21 protein-coding genes are annotated in these 23,030 nt (G+C 46.1%); 15 read left to right on the top strand and 6 right to left on the bottom strand.

Annotated features, from left to right (window positions below; translation table 11 throughout):
* Nucleotide 1: 1 nt before the first annotated feature.
* The 4 genes from ACNI23_RS06645 to ACNI23_RS06630 form a co-directional block, all read right to left on the bottom strand.
* Nucleotides 2–1,549, bottom strand: a complete 1,548-nt coding sequence (locus ACNI23_RS06645; RefSeq protein WP_420247416.1) for a TolC family protein — start codon at nt 1,547–1,549, stop codon at nt 2–4.
* A 29-nt stretch (nt 1,550–1,578) separates the two neighbouring features.
* Nucleotides 1,579–2,661, bottom strand: a complete 1,083-nt coding sequence (locus tag ACNI23_RS06640; protein WP_420247415.1) for a hypothetical protein — start codon at nt 2,659–2,661, stop codon at nt 1,579–1,581.
* Between the two features lie 513 nt (nt 2,662–3,174).
* Nucleotides 3,175–4,071 (bottom strand): phosphatidylserine decarboxylase, encoded by an 897-nt coding sequence (locus ACNI23_RS06635; RefSeq protein ID WP_420247414.1) that lies wholly within the window; start codon nt 4,069–4,071, stop codon nt 3,175–3,177.
* 109 nt (nt 4,072–4,180) lie between these two features.
* The gene (locus tag ACNI23_RS06630; RefSeq protein ID WP_420247413.1) at nt 4,181–5,017 is read right to left on the bottom strand and encodes a nitroreductase family protein; all 837 of its coding nucleotides are present in this window, start codon (nt 5,015–5,017) and stop codon (nt 4,181–4,183) included.
* A gap of 343 nt (nt 5,018–5,360) precedes the next feature.
* On the opposite strand from ACNI23_RS06630, the gene ACNI23_RS06625 reads away from it, so the two are divergent.
* From ACNI23_RS06625 to arsB, 5 genes are all read left to right on the top strand, one after another.
* Nucleotides 5,361–5,591 (top strand): thioredoxin family protein, encoded by a 231-nt coding sequence (locus ACNI23_RS06625; RefSeq protein ID WP_015852079.1) that lies wholly within the window; start codon nt 5,361–5,363, stop codon nt 5,589–5,591.
* Nucleotides 5,592–5,610: 19 nt separating this feature from the next.
* Nucleotides 5,611–6,036 carry a thioredoxin family protein gene (locus ACNI23_RS06620; RefSeq protein WP_420247412.1) on the top strand — a complete coding sequence of 142 codons (426 nt, stop codon included), beginning with the start codon at nt 5,611–5,613 and terminating at the stop codon, nt 6,034–6,036.
* Nucleotides 6,037–6,040: 4 nt separating this feature from the next.
* On the top strand, nt 6,041–6,739 hold the full coding sequence (locus ACNI23_RS06615; protein ID WP_420247411.1) for a cytochrome c biogenesis CcdA family protein: 699 nt from the start codon (nt 6,041–6,043) through the stop codon (nt 6,737–6,739).
* 70 nt (nt 6,740–6,809) lie between these two features.
* On the top strand, nt 6,810–7,154 hold the full coding sequence (locus tag ACNI23_RS06610; RefSeq protein WP_015852076.1) for an ArsR/SmtB family transcription factor: 345 nt from the start codon (nt 6,810–6,812) through the stop codon (nt 7,152–7,154).
* Between the two features lie 307 nt (nt 7,155–7,461).
* Nucleotides 7,462–8,538 (top strand): ACR3 family arsenite efflux transporter, encoded by a 1,077-nt coding sequence (gene arsB / locus ACNI23_RS06605; protein WP_420247409.1) that lies wholly within the window; start codon nt 7,462–7,464, stop codon nt 8,536–8,538.
* 192 nt (nt 8,539–8,730) lie between these two features.
* Here arsB and ACNI23_RS06600 read toward each other — a convergent pair whose 3' ends face one another.
* On the bottom strand, nt 8,731–9,378 hold the full coding sequence (locus ACNI23_RS06600) for a peroxiredoxin-like family protein (protein ID WP_420247408.1): 648 nt from the start codon (nt 9,376–9,378) through the stop codon (nt 8,731–8,733).
* A 452-nt stretch (nt 9,379–9,830) separates the two neighbouring features.
* Here ACNI23_RS06600 and ACNI23_RS06595 point away from each other — a divergent pair, with 452 nt between their 5' ends.
* Complete coding sequence (locus ACNI23_RS06595; protein ID WP_420247407.1) at nt 9,831–12,431, top strand: PEP/pyruvate-binding domain-containing protein; 2,601 nt, start codon at nt 9,831–9,833, stop codon at nt 12,429–12,431.
* A 26-nt stretch (nt 12,432–12,457) separates the two neighbouring features.
* Here the strand turns inward: ACNI23_RS06595 and ACNI23_RS06590 are convergent, their stop codons facing one another.
* Nucleotides 12,458–12,844, bottom strand: a complete 387-nt coding sequence (locus tag ACNI23_RS06590) for a response regulator (protein WP_420247406.1) — start codon at nt 12,842–12,844, stop codon at nt 12,458–12,460.
* Between the two features lie 557 nt (nt 12,845–13,401).
* Here ACNI23_RS06590 and ACNI23_RS06585 point away from each other — a divergent pair.
* The 9 genes from ACNI23_RS06585 to ACNI23_RS06545 all read left to right on the top strand — a co-directional run bounded on the left by ACNI23_RS06585 (nt 13,402) and on the right by ACNI23_RS06545 (nt 22,957).
* Nucleotides 13,402–15,168 carry a sensor histidine kinase gene (locus ACNI23_RS06585; protein ID WP_420247405.1) on the top strand — a complete coding sequence of 589 codons (1,767 nt, stop codon included), beginning with the start codon at nt 13,402–13,404 and terminating at the stop codon, nt 15,166–15,168.
* Nucleotides 15,137–15,568: a response regulator gene (locus tag ACNI23_RS06580; RefSeq protein ID WP_420247404.1), complete on the top strand. Its 432-nt coding sequence runs from the start codon at nt 15,137–15,139 to the stop codon at nt 15,566–15,568. Before ACNI23_RS06585 ends, ACNI23_RS06580 begins: the two co-directional genes overlap by 32 nt.
* 18 nt (nt 15,569–15,586) lie before the next feature.
* On the top strand, nt 15,587–15,988 hold the full coding sequence (locus ACNI23_RS06575; RefSeq protein ID WP_420247403.1) for a response regulator: 402 nt from the start codon (nt 15,587–15,589) through the stop codon (nt 15,986–15,988).
* Nucleotides 15,975–16,346, top strand: coding sequence for a response regulator (locus tag ACNI23_RS06570; protein WP_420247402.1), 372 nt, complete (start codon nt 15,975–15,977; stop codon nt 16,344–16,346). Before ACNI23_RS06575 ends, ACNI23_RS06570 begins: the two co-directional genes overlap by 14 nt.
* Nucleotides 16,347–16,418: 72 nt before the next feature.
* Complete coding sequence (locus ACNI23_RS06565; RefSeq protein ID WP_420247401.1) at nt 16,419–17,699, top strand: sulfite exporter TauE/SafE family protein; 1,281 nt, start codon at nt 16,419–16,421, stop codon at nt 17,697–17,699.
* A 1-nt stretch (nt 17,700) separates the two neighbouring features.
* Entirely contained in the window at nt 17,701–18,390 is a 690-nt protein-coding gene (locus ACNI23_RS06560) for a hypothetical protein (RefSeq protein ID WP_420247400.1), read from the top strand.
* 121 nt (nt 18,391–18,511) lie between these two features.
* A complete protein-coding gene (locus ACNI23_RS06555) occupies nt 18,512–20,008 on the top strand; it encodes a PAS domain-containing sensor histidine kinase (RefSeq protein WP_420247399.1) in 1,497 nt (498 codons plus the stop codon).
* A gap of 15 nt (nt 20,009–20,023) precedes the next feature.
* A complete protein-coding gene (locus ACNI23_RS06550; protein WP_420247398.1) occupies nt 20,024–21,358 on the top strand; it encodes a sigma-54-dependent transcriptional regulator in 1,335 nt (444 codons plus the stop codon).
* A gap of 459 nt (nt 21,359–21,817) precedes the next feature.
* On the top strand, nt 21,818–22,957 hold the full coding sequence (locus tag ACNI23_RS06545; protein WP_420247397.1) for a tyrosine-type recombinase/integrase: 1,140 nt from the start codon (nt 21,818–21,820) through the stop codon (nt 22,955–22,957).
* Nucleotides 22,958–23,030: the final 73 nt, after the last annotated feature.

Here is a 23,030-nt window from a genome sequence, read left to right as displayed (position 1 = left end):
ATTATTCACCTATAGCAGAGTAGAGAGAATTATTGTTTTCAAATGGAACTTTTTCCACCGGGAGCCCCAGAATTTCGGGGAGTCTGCCTTGTTCGAGAAAAATGTTGAGTGCCGCGCGAATTCTGGCGTAGCGGGCATTTACTTCACGCACAGCTGCGCTTGTTTGCCCTTCGCGGGCAGTAATAAGATCGAGAAGGGTTCTGATGCCGAGATCAAATTCGCTCAAATAGAGGCTCATGAGATTTATACTTGCATCATAGGCATCACGGGCAAGTTCAAATTCTTTTTTAGATGATTGGTAAGCATTGAAAGCATCGGAAAGAATGTTCTGAACTTCAAGCTCCGTTGCTTCTTTGGTGGCCTGCAGTCTTTTGAGGACGGCCTCTTCTCTTTTTACGCCTTCATCAGTGGCATAGCCGTTAAACAGGTTCCAGTTGACGGTGAGCTGTGCATCCAGAGCATTTTCGTAACCGTCATATTTTTTAAATTCACTTTTGGCCTGCAACCTGTACCCGAAAGAGGGGTAGTAGTTGGCTTCCACGGTGGAAACCGCCTTTTTCTGTGATTCAATCTCAGCATCGTAAGCCCTGAGGTTTACGTTGTTGGCTTTGGCTATTTCGTAGGCCCCCTCAAGGGTTTCCGAAATTTCCATTTTAGCCATGGAGATGTCAGTTTCCACCTCATTAACCGGCTGCTTGATGATGTTTTCAAGCAGCAGTCTGGCGGTCTTAAGCTGTTGTTTCTGAACAGTTACCTGAGATTCTGTGGATCGCAGTGATACTTCCACTTTGCGGGCATCAGCCTTGGAGGAGATTCCTGCATTGTAGCGTTCCCAGAAAGTTTTTAACAGTTTGTTATAGAATTCCAGAGAGTTGTTGTAGACCTGTAAGGTCTCCTGTGCCTGCATCACACTCAGATAGGAGTTGATGGCAAGTGCTGCGATGTCTTCCTGTGTGCGTGCCAGACGGTACTTGGCACCTACTGCCTTCATCTTGGCGCTGTCTACGCTGTCGTCCAGACCACCGAAGTTGAAGAACGTCTGGGTCATGGCAACAGAGGACTGACCGTAGCTGGTGGTATCTGTGTCAAGGTTGTGCGAGGGGCCTGCCTGTGCAGTGAAGTCGATCCGGGGCATGTAAACCTGACGTGCCATGCCGTACTCTGCGGTCTTCTCAAGTAAAGAATACCGGGATGATGCCACCAATGGATGGTTGCTTACAGCCAGTTCACAGGCCTTCTGCAAGGTCAGCGCAGTTGCATTCGCATTTGCAGCATTTGGGCTGTTTTCCTGCAAGGAAGATCCTTTTACTCCGGGGTCTTCAATTTTGATGACTCCCTGTTTAAAGGATTCAATATCTTCAGCATTTTTGTATTCGTTATTCTTGGTTTCCAGATCAGACAGGCTGCTTGTTTCAGTTGAAGATTCCATTGTCGGCTGGGGAGGAATGCCTTCAGTGGAATTGTCAGCAAAAGAAACATTGCTCTGAATGGTAAGGAGTGCACAAAGAATGCAAGCTGTTCCAAATTTTTTAATCATCTGCACGGACATGTTTTTCACCCAAAAGATCTAGTAACAGCTTAGTTTTTATGATGTCTTTCATTCATAATAGTCATGGTCTCTATGCTTTTTTCCAGCGCAGTGACCATCTGGCGCGATTCTTTGATCAGTCTTCCGGTCAGTTCATTGCCGAGACCGATCTCTTTGGTGGTTTCCATAGACTGATCCTGAACAGTATTAATCGCTTCGGCTGAGCGTTGCTGAAGAAGGGTCAGTTTCAACAGAAATTTGTTAGTATTTTCAAGTGATTCAAGTAACGCTATGTTGTTTTTCTCTAATTGGTTGGAGATCGCTGCCATCTGGCTGCCCAGATCCTGATCGGGTGACACTGTTCCTGCTGAGCCGGATTTGCTTGCGGCATATTCTGTTTTTTCGTTCAGCCAATTCTCAAGACGTTGTTTGAGCTGATCATGCATGCGACCTATAAGGATAGAAAGAACACCTACAACAGCACTGCCGGCAAGACCGAACAGGGATGTTGAAAAAGCCGTACCCATTCCTGCCATGGGGGTTTTCAATTCAACAATAAGCTGAATCATAACCTGCATAATGGAAGTGTCGCTGGAGTCTGTCAGACCTCCGGCAAGGGTGGAAAGGATATCTCCCATTGATTGCAGGGTCAGGGTCAGCCCGAGGAAAGTTCCCATGAGGCCTAGCAGGACAAGGAATCCGCTAAGAAAAGAGATTAAGGACGAACGTGAAGAAATAGTTTGTTCAAGACTTTCTATAATGGAACGGCTGTCACTGGACGATCTAACGATCAGGACGCCATTTTCCTTGATGGAGCAGCCTATGGAAACGAGCACGTTTCCGAGCAATCCTTTATTAAGATCATCCAATTCAAAGGTGCTTTCTTCAGGTTTTTCACACCAGTCAGTAAAGGCCGCGAAAAGTTTCATATCTCTTCGTACAGAAAAAATGTAATGGAAGGCAGTAATCACACTTCCCGCGAATACGGTAAGGATAATGGAGTTGATTATTTCTGAAGTAGCGAAGAGAGTTTTCAAAAAGGCAAAACTAACCACTACGCTGACGATAACCGCAAGCAGTACGAAGATTGATAAAGTTAAATATAGCTTATATTTATTGCTGTTGTAGGCCATTCTTATTAAATCCCTTTTTGTTCTTATCTGTAGAATAGTGCCAATTTGGCACTACTTCGATATAAAGTAATTATAATCAAATGAAAAGTTCTAAAGAAAGTTTATAATACGATTTTAATACAGGTGTACCGATAAAATATTCTGGTATGAAGTCTTTTGGCAGGAAATGCGGTGACGATGCCTGAAGGAGATTGAAGGGTGCTCAATCTTGCACGAAAATATGTGGCGTTTTGGATGTTGGATATCCAAAAAAGCAAAGAAAGTGGTTTTCACAGAGTCCCTCCCCGGATCAGTGAAATTATGATAATAAATGTAGCATTGTGTGTTGAATAATTGTGTTACTCAAGTGGTATAATTACATTATTTCTAGGCAAATGTGAAGTCTCTCCTTATATTTTCTTAATAATTATTGCAAGAGAAAAATGCGTTAACGAATGTATGTTTGTAACATCTTGAAAAAAATAAGGATTGTGTAGTTGTTACACAATCCTTATTTATCTTTTTTAGGTAATTTTAAGCGCGGACGGTCGCTATATGTTCGCCAATTTTAACACTGGTCTCGAAACCGTTACCTGTGTTTGTAAGAATATCGGTATCGATCTGAGCTTTCCCTTTTTCCAGAAGCATTATGACAGTTGATCCGCCGAATTTAAACCATCCTTTCTCCTGACCTTTCCTGACGTCACTGTCCGGTGTGTAAGTCTGCTCAATTGACCCGACCATGGTCGCGCCTACTTCACAAAGCAAAATATCACCAGCTGTCAGTGTGTTAAGGATGCTGTATTCTCTTTTGTTTTCCCAATATACGTCAAGCATATTTTTGACCGCATAAGGTGAAACCGAGAAGTATTCACCGTTGATAAGGGTGGAAGCAGAAGCCTTACCATCAGCAGGGAAGTGGAAGCGGTGGTAATCAACCGGGGCAAGACGAATGATCAGTAGCGTTCCGCTTTCATACTTATTACTGAGCATGCTGTTTTGCAGGAATTTTTCAAGAGAAAATTCCTGTCCTTTTATGAAAAAGGAATCAAGGCCGCGGATGTTTTCGAAGGCCAGTATTTTACCGTCTGCCGGAGAAATTATTGAGTCTGGCGCTGGGTCGATCGGGCGGGCTTCCGGCTTGAGCTCGCGGATAAAGAAGTCGTTGAATGATTCATAATCTTCCACCGGACGGGTGGCTTCATTCATGTCGATCCCCAAGTTCTTTACGAAGCCGGGGATTTTTGCTTTTGAGTCCGCTGTATCCATTTTACTGCCGTACCATTGGGAGATAAATTTTCTCTTAACGATCCCATGCAGGGCCAGTTTTCCTAATGGATTGTGGTAGAGCCATTTCAACCATCCTTCACCCGGAACGGTTTCTTTGCGAAGTTGTCCTGATTCGCGATCAATGTATTCTATATAGTTCATATTGTGCCTCGTGTTTGTTCTTTTGGATTGAGGCGATTGATAGCACTTGAAGGATGGTGCGGCAATAAAGAAAAACGAAGAACTCGTATGAGTCCTTCGTTTTTTTGATCTAGAACTTGCTGACGAGATTTATTCTAGGCGGGGTGCGCTGTACTGTGCGTTGGTACTGTACTGCCGGGTGTCCGAAGATCATTGTGTATCCGATAGCATGATCTTCGGGCACTCCGAGTCTTCCGGCCAGCTCGGGGAAGAAATCGTCTACGCACCATTTGAGCATGCCGTCCCACAGGGTTCCAACACCCATGGTTTGAGCAAGCAGGTCAAAAGTTGTTAAGGCAATCAGGCAATCCTCCTTAGGCAGGGGGACGTTATTTGATGCACTGGCAATGAGAATATGGGGGGCGCCGCGAAGAATAATATCCATATCATGGTTAGTGTATGCTCCGTATGCCATTTTCAGGTATTGGAAGCGCATATCGTTTTCATCGAAATCTGAATTGCTCAGCAGCTTGCCGACTTTGGTATAGATTTCTTTGCGCAGCTCTTCTGTTGCCTCTGTCGTGGTTGTGGCGGTGAAGAATACGCCCTGTGCATTGACTCCGGTAGGTGCGTGAAAAGATGTTTCGAGCAGTTTTGTTATGGTTTTTTCATCAAGAGCTTTCTTTTTGTACTTACGAATAGAGCGGCGACCCTTAATGAGGGCTTCCATTGAGTGGGCGGTGGGCAGTTCGTATTGCAGCTCAATGCTGTTGTCAGGGTTTACGCCCATGATTGATATGGCGGCAGTGGGGCAGATAGCCAGACAGTGCTGGCAGCGCAGGCATTTATTTTCATCCTGAATTACCGGGAAATCTCCTTCCTGCATGGTAATGCACATGGGGGGACAGTCTGTGATACACTTACCGCACCGGATGCAACGGTCTTCGTTTATTTTGAAATTGAGCATAATTTCCCCTTATCGTTATTGAGTTTCTTTAGGTTAGGGTGCAAGTTTCACCAAATATTATAAAGAACTATTTTCCCGTGTCATCAGATAAATGTCAGAAGATTAATTTCTCATATTGCAATCATTGTTTCTAGGCATTGATATTTTTCTTAAGTGTCTGATCTACAATACTAAAAAAACGGTTTATTAACGTAGAGTTTATGCGGTTGTAAAATATTTAATCCTATTTGTGCTGTTATATATAGAATTAAATTGAGTTTGATGGTTGCTATTTGGTTGTGTTTTATTGACAATGTCTTTTAATTGGCTAATTTGCCAAATATAAACATTAAAGGAGTTAGAAATGAAAATTCAAGTTCTCGGACCCGGTTGTCCCAAGTGTGCCAAGGCGGAAAAAATAGTGCAGGAAGCAGTCGCAGAAAGCGGGATTCAGGCTGAAGTCGTCAAAATCAGTGATTTTCAGGAAATCGCAATGATGGGTGTATTTTCCACTCCTGCCGTTGCTATAGATGGTGAAGTGAAGGTTATGGGTAAGGTGCCAAGTAAGAATGAAGTGCTCAAGTGGCTGAAATAATCAGGCTTGAGGAGTAAGCATGCCTAATAGAATTCTTGTTTTGATGGGTTGTATGCTGGTTCTGGGAATGTGTATTGGTGCCTGTACTGCTGATGCTGAGGACCGTGGACAGGCAGGCGTCGCAGCTTCCGAACTTATTTCAGGTAAACCGCACAAACTTCCCATTCCTGGCGTGGTGACTATGGTCGATATCGGTGCCCACGCCTGTGTGCCCTGTAAAATGATGACTCCGGTGATTGAGGAATTGTCCAAGGAGTATGATGGGCGGGCCGCAATTGCTTTCATTGACGTATGGGAATATCGCGAAGAAGCGGCTAAATACAATATCCGTTCTATTCCAACGCAGATATTCTATGATGCTGATGGTAAGGAACAGTATCGCCATGTAGGTTTTCTGGATAAGAAGAGCATTGTGGCGAAGTTGAAAGAGCTGGGCGTCCGGTAAGGATATGGATCAGTTTCTGGTTGCCATCAACAGCTGGATTGTAAGCGGCACGGCTTGGGCTGGGCTCGGCTGTCTTCTTTGGGGCATGGTGAGTGTTCTGCTCTCGCCATGTCATCTTGCCTCAATTCCGCTTATTGTCGGCTATGTGGGCGGGCAGAATGAACTTGTTGAAGGGCGCAGGGCATCGGTCTATGCCGGATTGTTTACCCTCGGATTGTTTATAACCATCGCTCTGATCGGTATTGCCTGTGCCTTTTTGGGGCGGATGATGGGCGATGTCAGTCCTTGGTGGACGGTGTTGGTCGGGCTTATCCTGCTTTGGGTAGCTGCGGATATGCTTGGTCTAGCAACATGTTCCATGTCCGGCAGCCTGATGGGACATCTTAAGTTAAAAGGATATAGCGGAGCTTTTGTTCTTGGGTTGGCCTACGGCATTCTGTCTGGTTCATGCACTTTTGGTTTTGTTGCCCCTATTCTGGCGATTATTACCGTGCAAGGTGATGTCGGAGTCGGAATTCTGCTGATAATTTTTTTCGGAATAGGTCATTGTCTGCCCATTGCTGTTGCAGGAAGTTCCACTGCGCTGGTCAGACGTATGATTGAGAGCAGCAGTTGGCAGCAGGGTGGCAGTGTTTTTCGCAAGCTGGCCGGAGTCACTGTCGGATTGATGGGGTTATATTTTGTGATTCGTCCTGTTTTATGAGCTTTATTTTTGGATAAATTGTTAGCTGTATGTATGTTGACATATTTGTGTAAGCGCATAAAACTTCGGTATGGAAAAAATAGCAGAATGTTTGAAAGCCCTCTCTGATCCAACCCGATTACGGGTCATCCGTTTGCTTGAGCGTGGAGAATTGTGCGTTTGTGATTTGATGGAAGGGTTAGATCTTCCGCAATCCAAGGTTTCCCGTCACATGTCTTTCTTGAAAAATTCAGGATGGGTGACCGGCGTAAGAAGAGGAAAGTGGGTTTATTACAGTCTGGCCGAACCGGAAGATTCAATTCAGCGTCGTGTTTTGGAGGTTCTGCGTGAAGGTCTCCAGCAAGTCCCTCAAGCCGAAGAGGATTATAAACGTTTGTGCAGCTACCTTGAAACCAAGGTAACTGAAAGTTGTTAATTATGGGGTCGTTTTTTTCATAAAACGGCCTTTCTCCGTCCTGTTGCCATTAATTTTTTGGTCGTACCTAATCGTACGGCAATGGTTCCTTTCTCCTGATCTGCTATTACCCATTACATAGCTGCCGATTAATTGTTAGCAGGCTGATTGTCCGTTGTTAGCAACACTTGTTTTAGTGTTCTTATACTTTTGGATGATTAAATTTCTATGTGTTGACATATCCGCATATGCGGATATGTTGGGCCAAAGTCCAATGCTTTTTCATGACCAAATTATGGGTGCTTAAACATTATCAATTGGAGTTAATATGGCTGAGTCAACTATTAAAAAGTTATCTTTTCTGGATCGGTATCTGACCTTGTGGATTTTTCTGGCAATGTTTGTCGGGGTGGGGTGTGGATATTTCTATCCGGCAATGAAGGATGTTATTAATTCTTTTCAGGTGGGAACCACTAATATTCCCATTGCTATCGGACTGATCCTGATGATGTATCCTCCTTTGGCTAAAGTAAAATATGAAGAGCTGGGTAAGGTTTTCAGAAACTATAAAGTGCTTTTGCTCTCCCTTGCACAGAACTGGATTATCGGCCCTGTGCTCATGTTTGCTTTAGCGATTACCTTTCTGTCCGGATACCATGAATATATGGTGGGACTTATCATGATCGGGCTTGCCCGCTGCATTGCGATGGTTATTGTCTGGAATGATCTTGCCAAGGGTGATACCGAGTACTGCGCCGGACTGGTTGCTTTTAACTCTATTTTTCAGGTGATTTTCTTTTCCGTATATGCGTACGTTTTTCTTACTGTACTGCCTGGATGGTTTGGTCTTGAAGGTGCTGTAGTAGACATTTCCATCGGCCAGATTGCGGAGAGTGTTTTCATCTATCTGGGAATCCCGTTTTTCGCCGGAATGCTGACCCGTTTTATCGGTATAAGAGTAAAGGGCAAAGAGTGGTATGAGAATGAGTTCATTCCCCGCATCAGTCCGCTGACCCTTGTTTTTCTGCTCTTCACTATTTTGGTCATGTTTTCACTCAAGGGTGATAAGGTTATCGAGCTTCCTTTTGACGTAATTCGTATTGCTATTCCCCTGACAATTTATTTTCTGGTTATGTTTCTGGTCTCCTTTTACCTTTCGTATAAAGCGGATGCCACGTACGAGCAGGCTGCTACTTTGAGCTTTACCGCAGCTTCCAACAACTTCGAGCTTGCCATTGCTGTTGCCATTGCGGTCTTCGGCATAAATTCCGGGGAAGCGTTTGCAGCCGTTATCGGACCATTAGTGGAAGTGCCCGTGCTTATAGCCTTGGTTAGTGTCGCCCTGTATTTCAAGCGGAAGTACTTCTCCGGGGCTGCTCAAGAAGTAAAACCTGCATTTGAATAAATCTCGGTCCTGTCTGTACCGCAGGGTCGGGGATCACGGTTGCGCATTGTGGATGAGGTATTTCTACACCGTGTTTCCATTTCCTATAATAAAAACATTCCCACCTTTAATCCGCAAAAAGTTGTAACCAGTGATCTTATGAAAGACGCTGCCTGTGATAAACAGGCAGCGTCTTGTTTTTAGCGGGAAAGACTAAAGATTTTTCAAGGCTGTTACGATTTCTTCCGGCTCAAGACGTTTAATGTAATCCGCATCAGCGAAATGGTATGCCACAGTTCCATCGGATTTGATGACATATGTGGCAGGTAACGGCAGGGCCCAAGTATCGTCACCGTTCTGAACGTCAAGGTTGATTCCGAAACCGCTATAGATTTCTTTTAGATCGTTACTGAGGGAGAATACCAGTCCGTAGGATTCAGCGACCTTGTTGCCTGCATCGTAGAGTACTTCGAACGTAAGTCCCTGCTTTTCCTTTGTTGACAGGGTGTTGTCCGGTGTTTCAGGAGTAATGCAGATAAGTTTTGCGCCGAGGGATTCGATTTCCGGGAGTTTTTTTTGAAGAGCTACCAGCTCTATGTTGCAGTAGGGTCACCATCCTCCCCGGTAGAAGCTGACCACAACCGGACCTCCTTTAAGCATTGCTCCAAGATTAATGTCCAGCCCCAGGTGGTTGGGAAGGGTGAAGTCCGGTGCTTTTTCGCCGTTCTGTACAGCTTTGCCTTCTATTCCTGAAGCTTTAAGTTTAGCAGTTTCATCAAGCATGGTATTGAAGGTGTCAGTGGGTATGTTCTGTTTTGCATTACGTTGTATTTCGTCCAGTTGTTCATGGAGGTTACTCATTTTATTTTTCCTTCTTTGTTCTTAGGTTGATGATTAAGGTTTTAGCCTTCTTGTTAGGGCGTTACAGTTTTTATTGTCATCTAGTTATTCATGGAGTTCGGGTAGAAGTTCTGAAAGAATATCGTACTTTTTCCTTAAAGCAAGTACTTACTCTGATAACGGTGTGAATTTCATCTTTTTGTCGTAGTGCATTGGTGGGTACCGTTTATGGTTGATTTTCCGAAGACGTCTTCGTTCGTGTTGCACTAATTTTGCAAAGGTAAATTTCGGGTTTGCTGATATTTACCTCTCGTTCCGGAGATTGTTATTATGGTGATATGTCGGTAGGCTACGAAGTGTGTATTGGTGTGACTCTTTGTATTTTCCTGTGCTGATAATGTATTGGCCTGATATGTGTCTCGGGCGACAATTACGGCATTGGTGTTTTCGTAATTTCATAAGGATATTGCCCTATGAGTCTCTTTGATTGGTTACCTTTCGGGAAAAAGAAAAAGGAAAGTATTGATCCGGAATTAGCCCGGCAGATGCTTACTGACCGCTACAATAGTTTTCGTATGCTTATCCAGGCCAATACCAGAATGCATGAATATGTAGCTGAGTTGGAGGAAGCCCTACGCGGGTATACTCCATACGGAATGCACTATGTCCGAGCTCAATGCACTCGTATTTCCGTATCAACCTATCAAATGATCAAATATCTCAATGAGCTTAAGCCGGATGGATATCTCAAATTGTATGATCGGTTTGAAGAGATACAGGAACGAATTGCTGAGCATATTGATCCGGTGCACCTTACCGGAGAAGGCGATTTGGTCTTAAATCTGAATGAAGTCGGGAGAGAACAAATAGATCTTTGTGGTCCTAAAATGGCGTTGCTTGGTGAAGCCGGGGCCAAGCTTGATTTGAATATTCCTCCGGGGTTTGTGGTTTCAACTGCAGCCTTTAATTTGTTTATGAATTCTGGAGGGCTACAGAAGGAAATCGACCGGCGTATTCAATCTACGGACTTGAATGACCGCAATGAGATTTTTCAGCTTTCTTCAGCGGTAATGGGATTGATTCTGGAGACTAAGCTGCCTGAAGAGCTTTCTGATGCGATTTTGGATGCATACGACACTCTCTGTGCAGAGTTGGGCAGAGAAGTTAATCTAGCTGTACGTTCAAGTGCGCTCGGTGAAGATTTGGAGGGTGCGGCCTTTGCGGGGCAATACCGCTCCATACTTAATGTCGGAAGGGATTCTCTGACTGCTGCGGTGAAGGAAGTTATGGCATCCAAGTATTCCTTGCAGGCCATGGCCTATCGCAATAATCGCGGGTTGCGGGATGAGGATATGGCTATGAGCGTGGGATGTATTGAGATGATACATGCCAGCTCGTCCGGAGTGGCTTATTCGCGAAGTCCTGTGAATGTACGTGACCGTAATGTCAACATCTATTCCGTGTGGGGGTTGCCGAAGGCTGTAGTGGACGGCTCTGCCGAGACTGATGAATTTATCGTATCGCGCGGTAGTCCGGCGCAGGTCTTGAAGACCGAAATTGCTGCGAAAAACAGCAGATTCGTATGTGATACTGCTGAGGGGGTCTGTGCAACTGTCCAGCTTGGCGAGGAAGCACTTCAACCCTCATTAAGCGAGGATCAGGCTATTCTGGTGTCTGAGACAGTCATACAGTTAGAAGATTTTTTTGGAACCCCTCAGGACATCGAATGGACCTTTACCGAAGACGGAACCTTTGTTTTGCTGCAATGCCGTCCGCTATTACTTATTGAAAACGATACTGAAGAGCATGCTTTTGGTGATCCCGATCTGCCTGCACCGTTACTTTCCGGTGGTAAAACAGCCAGTCCCGGGGTTGGTATAGGACCAGTGTTTCCCATCCGTAAGAGCGCGGATAAACTTTCCTTTCCTGATGGTGGGGTAATGGTGCTCAAGCAAGCCCTGCCTAACCGCGCTGCTCTATTGGACCGTTGCAGCGCTGTAATCACTGAGCAGGGCGGTTTGGCCGGACATCTGGCTAATGTTGCCCGTGAATTCGGGGTCCCGGCTTTATTCGGTGTAAAGGATGCTCTTGAAAAACTTGAATCAGGACAGATCGTTACTGTTGATGCAGACGGTCATGCTATCTATTCCGGGTCTATGGATTCTTTAGTTACTGAGAAGCCGCGCAAGCGACTGATGAAGGGGAGTCCTGTACAGGCTTCCCTGCGCAGGGCTGCTCGCTATATTGTCCGGCTTAATCTTACTGATTCGGATTCGCCCGATTTCAGGCCCTCTAAGTGTCGGACTTATCATGATATAATGAGATTCTGTCATGAAATGGCTGTCCGCGAGATGTTCGGATTCGGTATCAGTGATGAGCACATTGCTGCTGCATCGAGACAGCTAGTATGTAATGTTCCTAGACAGTTCTGGATTCTGGATCTGGGTAACGGTGTCAGTGATGAGAGTGAGATTAACCAGAAATGTGTCTTCATGGAGCATGTCCGTTCCATTCCCATGCGCGCGCTCTGGGCCGGTATGCAGGCAGTTGTCTGGGATGGCCCTCCTGCCATTCATGGCAAAGGGCTTATGTCGGTCATGTTCGAAGCGACTATGAATCCTAATTTGAATGTGGCTTCGCGTTCATCCTATACCCAAAAGAATTATTTCATGATTTCAGAGAATTATTGCTGCTTGCAATCCAGATTCGGTTTCCATTTTTGTTCCGTGGAGTCATTGGTGGGTGAGCGGACAGTGGAGAATTATGCCAGTTTCCAGTTCAAGGGCGGGGCTGCAAACCCGGAGCGAAGGATTCTAAGGGCTAGATTTATCGGTGAAATACTTGAGGAGCTCGATTTCAGGGTCCGCATTCGGGAAGATAACCTGAACGCGCGTCTTGAGGGGCTTAACCGTCAGGATATGGAATACCACCTAAAGGTTTTGGGCTATCTGATCACCCATACCCGCCAGTTGGATATGATCATGACCAGTCCGAAGCAGGTAGAGACATACAGGCAACGTTTCTTCAATGACTTCAAGATGTTTGAGGTCAAGGATGATGCTTCTGAAACGTAGCCGGAGCAACCCTTGCCAATGTCGATTTAGATTCGGTTCTGATGTCCGCTGATCCGGGCTGCATCGATGATTTTGTTGCTGATAATTTCGGTATCAGCAGGTTTGAGAATGAAGTCGAATGCTCCTGCATTCATGGATGCTTGTGCACTTTTTATATCCGCGTTTCCGGTCAGTAGAATTACTTCCACAAATGGATAGTCTTTTTTTATAGCTCTAAGAACCTGAAGTCCGTTCATACCGGGCATATTCATGTCCAGTATAGCTACATGATATGTATTTTGTGTAAGTAGGTTCAGTGCCTCTTCTCCACAGCAGGCAGTACTTACGTCTACTTCTCTCCTGCCGAGTCTCTTGGCGAGGACTGAAGAAAATCCTATTTCATCGTCAATAATAAGTACTCGAATCTGTTTCATGTCTTCCCCCATAGTTTTACGTCTGTCCTGCCTAAACTACAATCTATATGCCAAATGTCTCTTTCAAACGGTAAATATAGCCGGTGTAGGCTGGGTTTAGCGCATATCTCCTTGAACAATCTATTTTGCCGTATTCAAAAAAAGTCCATCAAATATGAATTAGGAATCTGCCTGTCTCCTGTATTTCTCCGGCAGGTGGTTCATTTCGTGCCAGTAGGTTTATTTTCAATATCTGTATCTTTGTGAATTTAGTAACAGACGAGGGGGAGATGTCCTCTTTTGTGTGCGTCGGCACAATTTGTACCGCACGGGGTGAAAGGTATCGATAGTGACTAATTGTGAGCAAAACAGGCTTTTTAGTTGAGATGCTCTTTCGTGCTTAAATAGGCTTTGCGATCCTGTTTTTATCAGTAAAAATTCATTATTTCAGTGTGTTATTCTGTTGTGTTCTCTGAGTGGGGTCAAACTGTCCAGCTCGTAGTGTGGCACAGCGTTTGCTCTGGGGTGTTAGGGACCACCCCCCTCAGTGGGGGCCGTAGCCTTAAGCAGATAAAAGAATGGAAACGAATATGCAGACTGAAAACAAGACCTCATACGACAAGCTTTCCCGCAAGGTCGCCCTCATCGTGATCACGGTATCCATTGCACCGTTGATTTTGGTGGGCGGCCTTATCTTCGACCAATTTCGTTCCATCTACCGCGCTAAGGTCTATGCTCATTTAGCTGAGGTGGTGGATAAGCATAAGGACAACGTTAACACCTTTCTCAGAGAGAAGCAGGCTGAACTGCAGTTTCTTACCCGTGCTTACTCCTATGATCAGCTGACCGATCCGGTGTTTCTGGAAAAGACTCTCAAGTCCATGCAGCAGCAGTACGGGCTTATATTTGTGGATCTGGGTGTTGTTGATGAGAGTGGCCGTCAGGTTGCTTATGCCGGGCCGTTTAACCTGCTCAGAGCGGATTACTCTGGTGCCAACTGGTTCTTGAACAGCCGTGGAAAGGTCACCGGGATCAGTGATGTGTTTATGGGCTTACGCCAATCACCTCATTTCATCATCGCAGTCAACAGCGAACAGGGCGGAGCTGATCCTGACGGACGCGAGTGGACCTTGCGTGCAACTATAGATTTCCTGGCATTTTCACATCTTGTCGAGAACATTCGCATCGGTGAGACCGGATACGCTTACATACTTAATCGCAGTGGAGTTTTTCAGACCAAGCCGCCGGCTAACCGTGAAAGCAATTTGGTGCTGACTCCTTATGAGACCGTGCGCCGCTTTCAGGCCGAGGATGGAGTTGTTGTGCAGCTTTCTCATGGCAGTGACGGGGAAGAATACGTGACGGTTTCTTCCCAGCTTAAGGATGGGGATTGGAAGCTGGTCTACCAGCAGGATGCAAGTGATGCATTTTCCGCCATGATCCGCAGTGAATCATTTACCTTGGCTATTTTCCTTTCCGGAGGAATCGCGATTGTCGTGATGGCCATTTATCTCTCCAGAAAACTGGTCGTCCGTTTTCAGGCCATTGATGAAGAAAATGAGCTGATGAACAGGCAGATGGTGGAAACCGGAAAGCTGGCCTCCATTGGTGAGTTGGCAGCAGGTATAGCGCACGAAATCAATAATCCGGTTGCCATAATGATTGAAGAAGCCGGTTGGGTTCAGGATCTGCTTGAAGACGAGGAAGGTGAGATCACCAGTTACACAGAGATCAGCAGAGCTTTGGAACAGGTCCGTACTCAGGGTGGACGTTGCAAAGATATTACCCATAAGCTGCTCAGTTTTGCTCGTCAGACCGATTCTCGTGTCGCCGATGTTCAGCTTCCGGGTCTTATTGAAGAGATTGTTGAAATATCAATGCAGCAGGCCCGCTATGCTCAGGTGGAGCTTTCACTTGATCTGGATAAAGGCATGCCTCCGGTCCGGGCTTCTGTTTCAGAGTTGCAGCAGGTTTTCCTGAACCTGATCAACAATGCCATTCAGGCCATGGAATCCAAGGGTGGAAAACTTATGATCAGCTGCCATGCCGAGAATGAGCACGCTTTGATCTCTATTGCAGATACGGGCCCCGGTATTCCGGCAGCCAATCTTGGCAGAATTTTTGATCCCTTTTTCACCACTAAACCGGTGGGTAAGGGAAGCGGACTGGGATTGTCCATTTGTTACGGACTTGTCCATCAAATGGGCGGCGAAATAGAGGTTGAAAGCGACTTGGGTCGGGGAGCCCGCTTTAATATCTGGTTACCCCTGCCTCATTCCGAAAGTGTTCATGAATACAACAAGGAGGAAGATCATGACGGACGCAACCATTCTGTTCGTGGATGATGAGGAAGCTTTTGTAGAAGCTATGGCTAAGAGGCTTGAGCGACGCAACATGACTGTCCACAAAGCTTATAGCGGTGATGAAGGCCTGAGTCTGTTGGGCAAAAATCCCGGAATTGAAGTGGTCATTCTGGATGTGAAGATGCCCTATAAGGACGGGCTTACCGTGTTGCAGGAAATCAAAAGGGATTTTCCCCTGGTCGAGGTAATTATGCTCACCGGCCATGCAACAGTGGAGTCGGCAATAACCGGCATGCAGAACGGTGCCTTCGATTATCTTATGAAGCCGTGTTCAATTGATGATCTCGTTGAAAAAATACGTGCAGCAATGAAGCTGTATCACGAGCATGAAGATGAAGAAACCATGGCTCGTATCGATGAGATAACCAATCGAATGGCTTAAGGGGCCGATGGTGTTCAGATGAGGAATGACAACAAGGCAATAAAGCTGCTCATGGTCGACGATGAGGTCGGCTTTGCGGAGGTATTGCGTAAACGATTGAGCAGGCGGGGCATTCTTGTTGAAACCGCTTATCGCGGTGAGGACGCAGTGAGAATGCTCCGCGAAAAAGAGTTTGATGTCGCGGTCCTTGATCTGAAGCTTGAAGGCATGGATGGAATCGAAATTTTGAAAGTTTTCAAGATGCTTGCTCCGGAACTGCCGGTTTTGATGCTCACCGGTCACGGTTGTGAAAAGGCTGCCGCCGAGAGCATCAGGTTAGGAGTTGCAGATTATCTGTCTAAGCCGGTTGATTTCGAACTGCTGTTAGAAAAAATACGGCAGGTATGTATCCGGAAGGAGAATGTCCATGAAAAGGATTAAAGTTCTTCTGGTTGACGATGAAGTAGATTTCTCCCGCGTGCTTGCTTGCAGGCTTGAGAAGCGGGGGGTGGATGTCAGCACGGCTTCATGCGCAAATGAAGCCATGGAGACGCTCAGGCTTAAAGTGATGGATGTTGTTCTGCTTGATGTCAAAATGCCCGGCAGGGACGGAGTCAGGCTTCTTGGAGAAATAAAGCGACTTTATCCGCAGATTGGGGTTTTGATGCTCACAGCTCATATAAGTCCTGATCTTGTCATATCCTGTCAGGCTATGGGTGCATCGGAGTATCTCCTTAAGCCGATTAATGCGGATGAACTGATCGGAAAGATCAAGGATGTGGCTGCAAATAGTAATTAAGGTCCGGGTAGCAAGTTTTGAAAAGCTGGCCGGAGCGAAGGTAACAATAGAAATGAATTTGTGAGGATAATCATGAGTTTTTTCAATCAATGGGGTAGATTTATGATGGCTGGGGCCGGTTACATGGCCCGCTGGGAGATCGATAATGCAAAGGCGATCATGGGCAGCAAAAAATTACGTATGCTGCTCGGGCTGATGCTGATTCCCGTAATCTTGGGCGGTATTGCTTTTGCCGATGATATTGCGCCGGTTCTTCCGGACCTTCTCGGCGGTAAAAAAGCTTATAGCCCGGCTTTTTACAGCTTCGGTATTTTCATGGTCTCGATAGCCATCGGTCTTGGTGCAGGACTGATTACCGGCTGTATCGGCGCTGGCGGTGGATTTATTATCGCCCCTGCACTTATGAGTGCCGGTATTAAGGGTATTCTGGCTGTTGGTACCGACTTGTTCCACATTTTCGCCAAGGCGATTATGGGTAGCGTCATCCATCGTAAGATGGGTAACGTATCCGTGCCTCTGGCAGTAGTGTTCCTTATCGGTGCAATTCTCGGCGCCACTGCGGGCGGTATTATCAACCGTGTTCTTTATGAGATTAACCCCGTTCTTTCCGATGCATTTATTACGACTGTCTACTCCTTAATGCTCGGATTCCTCGGGTTCTACGCCATGTTTGACTACCTGAAAGCCCGCAAGGCCGGTTCCGGTGGTTCTGCGCACGGCGGCGGAGAAGGAGCTGAACTGGGTGCTCTCAGTAAGTCCCTGCAGTCCGTTAACTTTCCGCCCATGGTAAAATTCGATCAGGACCTTACTCCCGGCGGACGTCAGATTTCATGGGTCTTTTTGGTCCTTTCCGGTGCACTGGTAGGTCTGGCCGCAGGTATTATGGGTGTAGGCGGAGGATTCCTTACCTTCCCCATCTTTGTATACGTACTTGGCGTATCCTCTATGACAACTGTTGGTACTGATATCTTCCAGATTGTTTTTACCGCAGGTTTCGCCTCTATTTCCCAGTATGCCATATACGGGTTCATCTTCTATACTCTTGCAATGGGTATGTTGCTTGGTTCCCTGCTCGGTATTCAGATTGGCGCACTGGTAACTAAGGTTGTTCCCGGTATTACCATTCGCGGATTTTATGCCATGGCTGTTCTGGCCGGTTTTGTTAACCGTATTTTTGCTCTGCCCGGAAAGCTGGGTGAAATGGGATACATCCCGATTTCTCCGGCCCTTGGCGATACCCTTAACACTATAGGTATCTGGGCGTTCTTTGTAGTAATTGGCGGTTTTTCAGTCTGGGTTATCGGTACTTTCTTAAAGAATATCCCGAATCTTAAGTCAGAAGGGGCACACTAAAATGATTGTTAACAAAAAAGAATTCTCTGGCGGTCTGGCACTTCTCGCAGTTTTCTTCATTGTACTTGCTGTGATGTTCCAGCCCATCTTCGACGGAAGGAATGCGATGGCATATCTCGATGCCATGTACAACTCAATATCCAAGGGGTCAGTTAACTATGTGGCTCCACTGCGTGAGGAAGTAAAAGACCCTGCGGTTAAGAAGGATCTGACTCTCAAGCTGACCTATACTACTGGTGTACAGGCAGAACAGTCTGCCAAGTTGTTTGAAAAAGCCGGGGTAAAGGTAAGCTTAAATGGAAAGGCCCTTGAAGTTACCGGTTCTGTGGTGGATATACTCAACGCCAGCCTTGATGATGCGGAACTCATGTATCATAACGATGCAGAAGCCATCGAAGCTAAGTATGGTGTAGAGGCACGCAGGACCACTTTTAACTGGTGGACTTCTTTAGTGCTGATGGAAAAGGCTCTGAACGGTCAGGAAGAGTTTAAAGTTGCCAAGGTAACATCTACCGTAATGAAGAAGGCAGTTGAGACCGCATACAATTACTATGAGATTGCGCCTCTCGACATAACTGATGAACTCGGTCTGGTTATCTTCTCTCTGATCTTTTATGTGGTTTATACTTTGTGGTACGGATTCGCCATCCTGTTTGTATTCGAAGGATGGGGTCTGAATCTTGGGCATTAGGGAATTTGTATGATTTCCTAAGATATGTGGCGGGCGGTCCGGCTTCCTTCCTTGCCGGATCGTCCGTTCATGCTTTACTCACATATAACTTTGCCGTATTCTTGAACATGAGGTTTTAATTATGAATCTTCAGGAATATTATGACACTATAATGCAGTTGAGTCATGGCATTGTGGTCACACTTGATTTAGACGGTGTTATTATCCACGGCAACTCCATGCTCGAATCGTTGTCCGGTTATTCCATGCAGGAATTGGCTGGCAAGGATTGGTTTGAGACCTTTATACCTCAGGAACAGCGTGATGATTCACGTAAAGAGGTGCTGGATAAGGCTGGGAAAAAGGATATTTCCAGAATATCCGGCAGTATCAGGGCCAGAAGCGGAGAAAAAATTTATATTGATTGGAATCTAAAAGCCTTAACTGACTCGGATTCCAGTACAATCAGTATCCTTTGTGTAGGACAGGATGTTACCGAGCACATGCGGCGTCAGAATGGTCTGCTTCGGGAGCGGTTCAACCTGATTGAACGCAATAAGGAGCTTAATTGCTTATATGAGATCAGTAAGCTCGGGGCTGACGGTGATTTGGATTTAAAAGAGACCCTTAGAAAAATAGTAAACCTGCTTCCTTCTGGATTTCAAAATCCGGAGAAGACTCATATTCGTCTGCGCATCGGCAATCGTTGCTGGGAAACAGAAGGGTACCATAAGACGGATAATGTTTTAGTTGAGTCGATTGAGTCCGGACCGGATATACGCGGATCTATAACTGTGTCTGTAGAATATGCAGGTCATAAGAGAAAAGGGGAATCCATTTTTCTTGAAGATGAAAATGAGTTGTTGGTTACAACGGCACAGCAGATCGGGCTCATTGTAGGTAAGAAAGAGATTAAGACTGCTCGTCAAGAGCTTGAGCAGCAGTTGCGGCAAGCGGACCGGTTAGCCAAAATTGGGCAATTCTCTGCCGGGGTGGCGCATGAAATCAATGAACCGTTGGCTAATATTCTCGGTTATGCACAGCTTGCATTGCAGACTCCTGAACTGCCTGATCAGGTGCGCATGGATTTAGATAATATAGTTGATTCTTCGCTGCATGCGCGTGAGATCATAAAGAAGATCATGTTTTTCAGCAGGCAGTTGCCGCCTCAATTTATTCCGACAGATTTAAATCAGACTATTCGAGATGCTCTGCGCATAACCGGGACTGCAGCTAAACGCGGTAATATTGAGATTCGTTGTGAATTTGATGAAAAACTTCCACTGGTGTCTGCTGACCCCCGGCATATCAAACAGGTCATTGTCAATTTGGCTGCCAATGCCATTCAGGCTATGGATGAAGGCGGGGTGTTGACCATAAAGACTCTCAGTGATGGTAATGACGTGTATATCATTGTGGACGATAATGGACCGGGTATTCATGCTGATGATTTAAAACAGATTTTTAATCCTTTTTTCACTACCAAGGACGTTGATAAGGGAACCGGGTTGGGGCTTTCAGTTGTTTTGGGAATCGTAAAAGCCCATAAAGGATTGATTCAGGTGCAAAGCGAATATGGGCACGGAACCAGTTTTGAGATAGCTTTGCCCTGTCTGCAAAATAACCAGTCGGTTGAATAGCCGCACGGATGGAAGATGAGCGAAAAGATTAGAATTCTCGCGGTAGACGACAGTAAAAGTACACTGGAAGTACTCAAGCGTAATCTTGAATCACAAGGTTACGAAGTATTAACTTGTTTGCGGGTGGACGAGGCGCTGTCCCTGCTTGAAGAACATGAAATAGATATTGTCATAACAGATTTTAAGATGCCTCAGGCTACAGGTTTGGATTTGATCCGGCACGTGCGTGAGAACCACCGCGATGTAGAACTCATGATGATAACCGGATATCCGTCAATTTCCGGTGCGGTGGAAGCCATAAAGGACGGCGCAGGCGAGTATCTGCCTAAGCCATTCACTTCCGAAGAGTTGCAGGGTGCAATGGACCGCATCGTTGAACGTGTTCACCGCAGGCGGGCATTAAAAGCGGTCGAGGTCCCGGATGAAACTTATGGCATTGTCGGGAATTCTCCCGGTATGCAGCTTGTTTTTCGTCGTATCGGTAAGGCTGCGGCAACTAACGCCAACGTTCTTATCTCCGGTGATTCCGGTACGGGTAAGGAGTTGGTAGCCAGAGCTGTTCACTACCACAGTGACCGCAGGGCTGCCCCGTTTGTTCCGGTCAACTGTGCGGCAATACCTGATTCGCTGGTTGAGAGTGAACTTTTCGGTCACGTTAAGGGTGCCTTTACCGGTGCCAAAGAGGCCAGAGCAGGTTTTTTTGAGATAGCCAACGGTGGTACTGTTTTTCTTGATGAAATAGGCGATGCCAGTCCCAACATGCAGGCCAAGCTTTTGCGTATTTTGCAATCCAAGGAATACTGCAAGGTTGGATCAAGCGTTGTGCATACTGTAGATACCCGTATTTTGGCCGCCACTCACAAGGATTTGAAACGACTCGTTGAGGATGGATCCTTTCGTGAGGACCTTTATTATCGGTTGCACGTGGTGGATATCCCTGTGCCTTCTCTTGCCGAGCGTGGTGATGATATTCTGATTCTGATCAGTAATTTTCTGGTGAAGTTCTCCAAAAGCATGCAATGTCCTACGCCGAGTATAACAGATGAGGCCCTGACTGCTTTGCGCAACTATTCGTGGCCGGGAAACGTAAGAGAATTGGAAAACCTTATTCAGAGGATGGTGGTTATTGTGGACCATGATCCGATTGAGGTTACGGATCTGCCCCCTAATATGCGTTTCAGTTTGCCGATGGAAGAGCGTGTCGACCGTTCTCTGGCTGAAGTGGAGCAGGAGCACATAAAAAATGTGCTGATTATGACTGATAATAACAAGACTCGCGCTGCCGAGATACTGGGCATAAACCGTAAGACTCTACGTGAAAAATTAAAGCGCATGGAAGAGCAGGACTAGGAAGGTTTGTAAATAAGCTGATAGCGAAGTTGAGAATTCCGCAAATGTATTTAAAATATGCTGCGGTTAAAAATATATTCTGAATTGATTATGATTTTAGCCTTGAGCTATTCCCACCTGCTGTGTAGTCATCTTTTTTTTGAATCTAAGCTAAGGGATATCTTTTTAATGGGCTTTCATCCTCCATCTAAATCGTGGATAGTACAGAATCCAAAAGAAAAAGGGTTACAAACTTTCGTTTGTAACCCTGTGATTTCTATGTGGCGGGGCAGGAAGGATTCGAACCCTCGGCCAACGGCTTAGAAGGCCGTAAATAGCTGTTTGCACTTATTTTCATCCTTTTCATATTTTATATGTTTTCAGTGGTTTAGTCGAATTTGCTTTGCATCCTTTTGCTTGCCTTTTCATCCATTTTGCGCTCAAGTGTGGGGGAGAGTGTGGGGGAAAACAGGAGGCGATATGGCAAAGGAAACAAGGCATAAGACGAAATACCCTGGTGTGTTTTACGTCGAAAAAACGCATGAACTGACCGGAAAGCCCGAAAAAGTCTATTTCATCCGCTACCGCAAGCACGGAAAACAAATCGAAGAGAAGGCAGGTCGACAGCATCGCGACGACATGACCCCGGCCAAGGCTTCAAAGCTGCGGGCCATGAAGATTGACGGAGACCTTCCGACCAACGATGAGGTCCGCATCGCCAAAAAGGCAGAGAAAGAAGCCGAGAATGCCAGATGGACCATCGACAAGCTTTGGAATGAATACGTTCGGCAGCGTGGTGAAGTCACCAAAAGTCTGAAGAGCGACATCAATCGCTACAACAGGTATCTCAAAGATGGCTTCGGCAATATGGAAACCGGAGAGCTGAGGACCATCGAGATTGACCGGCTGCGTTCCGATCTGTTGAAGAAGCTTTCCCCGCAGACCACCAAACACGTCCTTGCGCTGCTCAAGCGCATCGTAAATTTTAGTATCAAGAAAGGGCTCTGTGCAGCCCCCGATCCTCGTTTGCTTCATTTTGAAATGCCCAAGATCGACAATGTTAAAACCGAGAGCATGACATCAAAGCAGCTCAAGGCCTTCTGGCAGGCTCTTGATGAAGAGGAAGACCAGAACGCTGCTTCGCTTATCCGTCTGGCTCTGACAACCGGCATGCGTCGTGGCGCACTCTTTGCCCTAAAATGGGAAGATGTTGATTTCGAAGAACGGTTCATCACTCTGCGCGGGGAAGCAGCCAAGAAAGGCAAGACTGAAAAGATTCCCATGGCCCAACTCGCCTACGACATCCTGAAGCAGGTAGAGCAAGGCGAAAGCGAATATGTCTTCCCCGGCCATGATGGCGGCAAGCGTAAGGAGTTCGTCAGGATTGCCCGTAGGGTTCGGGATAAGGCAGGCCTACCCAAAGACTTCAGGCCGCTTCACGGACTACGCCACACCTTTGCTTCATTGCTTGCTTCAAGCGGTAAGGTTGACCTCTACACCTTGCAGAAGCTGCTCAGCCACGGAAGTCCCCAGATGACCCAGCGGTACGCCCATTTAGCCGATGAGGCCTTGCGGCGGGCTGCGTCTGTTGCAGATGATGTTTTGGGTGGTGGAAATTGATTGTTGAAGTTTTACTTTAAGGTTTTTGTGCGTGCAGGCATCCGCAAATTAGTAACTAGATATCTTTTATTTA

The organism is Maridesulfovibrio pacificus (SeqCode) (assembly GCF_048612815.1).
Classification (GTDB): Bacteria; Desulfobacterota; Desulfovibrionia; order Desulfovibrionales; family Desulfovibrionaceae; genus Maridesulfovibrio; species Maridesulfovibrio pacificus.
Note: the sequence above shows the minus strand (reverse complement) of the source record. Positions and strands in the feature narration are given on the sequence as shown.

What these genes read in the sequence shown, in the direction of transcription:
- ACNI23_RS06590 (WP_420247406.1), bottom strand. Translation starts at nt 12,844, where the DNA reads ATGAAACAGATTCGAGTACTTATTATTGACGATGAAATAGGATTTTCT.
- ACNI23_RS06615 (WP_420247411.1), top strand. Translation starts at nt 6,041, where the DNA reads ATGGATCAGTTTCTGGTTGCCATCAACAGCTGGATTGTAAGCGGCACG.
- ACNI23_RS06595 (WP_420247407.1), top strand. Translation starts at nt 9,831, where the DNA reads ATGAGTCTCTTTGATTGGTTACCTTTCGGGAAAAAGAAAAAGGAAAGT.
- ACNI23_RS06585 (WP_420247405.1), top strand. Translation starts at nt 13,402, where the DNA reads ATGGAAACGAATATGCAGACTGAAAACAAGACCTCATACGACAAGCTT.
- ACNI23_RS06550 (WP_420247398.1), top strand. Translation starts at nt 20,024, where the DNA reads ATGAGCGAAAAGATTAGAATTCTCGCGGTAGACGACAGTAAAAGTACA.
- ACNI23_RS06640 (WP_420247415.1), bottom strand. Translation starts at nt 2,661, where the DNA reads ATGGCCTACAACAGCAATAAATATAAGCTATATTTAACTTTATCAATC.
- ACNI23_RS06545 (WP_420247397.1), top strand. Translation starts at nt 21,818, where the DNA reads ATGGCAAAGGAAACAAGGCATAAGACGAAATACCCTGGTGTGTTTTAC.
- ACNI23_RS06575 (WP_420247403.1), top strand. Translation starts at nt 15,587, where the DNA reads ATGAGGAATGACAACAAGGCAATAAAGCTGCTCATGGTCGACGATGAG.
- ACNI23_RS06630 (WP_420247413.1), bottom strand. Translation starts at nt 5,017, where the DNA reads ATGCTCAATTTCAAAATAAACGAAGACCGTTGCATCCGGTGCGGTAAG.
- ACNI23_RS06645 (WP_420247416.1), bottom strand. Translation starts at nt 1,549, where the DNA reads ATGTCCGTGCAGATGATTAAAAAATTTGGAACAGCTTGCATTCTTTGT.
- ACNI23_RS06565 (WP_420247401.1), top strand. Translation starts at nt 16,419, where the DNA reads ATGAGTTTTTTCAATCAATGGGGTAGATTTATGATGGCTGGGGCCGGT.
- ACNI23_RS06580 (WP_420247404.1), top strand. Translation starts at nt 15,137, where the DNA reads ATGACGGACGCAACCATTCTGTTCGTGGATGATGAGGAAGCTTTTGTA.
- ACNI23_RS06570 (WP_420247402.1), top strand. Translation starts at nt 15,975, where the DNA reads ATGAAAAGGATTAAAGTTCTTCTGGTTGACGATGAAGTAGATTTCTCC.
- ACNI23_RS06560 (WP_420247400.1), top strand. Translation starts at nt 17,701, where the DNA reads ATGATTGTTAACAAAAAAGAATTCTCTGGCGGTCTGGCACTTCTCGCA.
- ACNI23_RS06635 (WP_420247414.1), bottom strand. Translation starts at nt 4,071, where the DNA reads ATGAACTATATAGAATACATTGATCGCGAATCAGGACAACTTCGCAAA.
- arsB (WP_420247409.1), top strand. Translation starts at nt 7,462, where the DNA reads ATGGCTGAGTCAACTATTAAAAAGTTATCTTTTCTGGATCGGTATCTG.
- ACNI23_RS06620 (WP_420247412.1), top strand. Translation starts at nt 5,611, where the DNA reads ATGCCTAATAGAATTCTTGTTTTGATGGGTTGTATGCTGGTTCTGGGA.
- ACNI23_RS06555 (WP_420247399.1), top strand. Translation starts at nt 18,512, where the DNA reads ATGAATCTTCAGGAATATTATGACACTATAATGCAGTTGAGTCATGGC.
- ACNI23_RS06625 (WP_015852079.1), top strand. Translation starts at nt 5,361, where the DNA reads ATGAAAATTCAAGTTCTCGGACCCGGTTGTCCCAAGTGTGCCAAGGCG.
- ACNI23_RS06610 (WP_015852076.1), top strand. Translation starts at nt 6,810, where the DNA reads ATGGAAAAAATAGCAGAATGTTTGAAAGCCCTCTCTGATCCAACCCGA.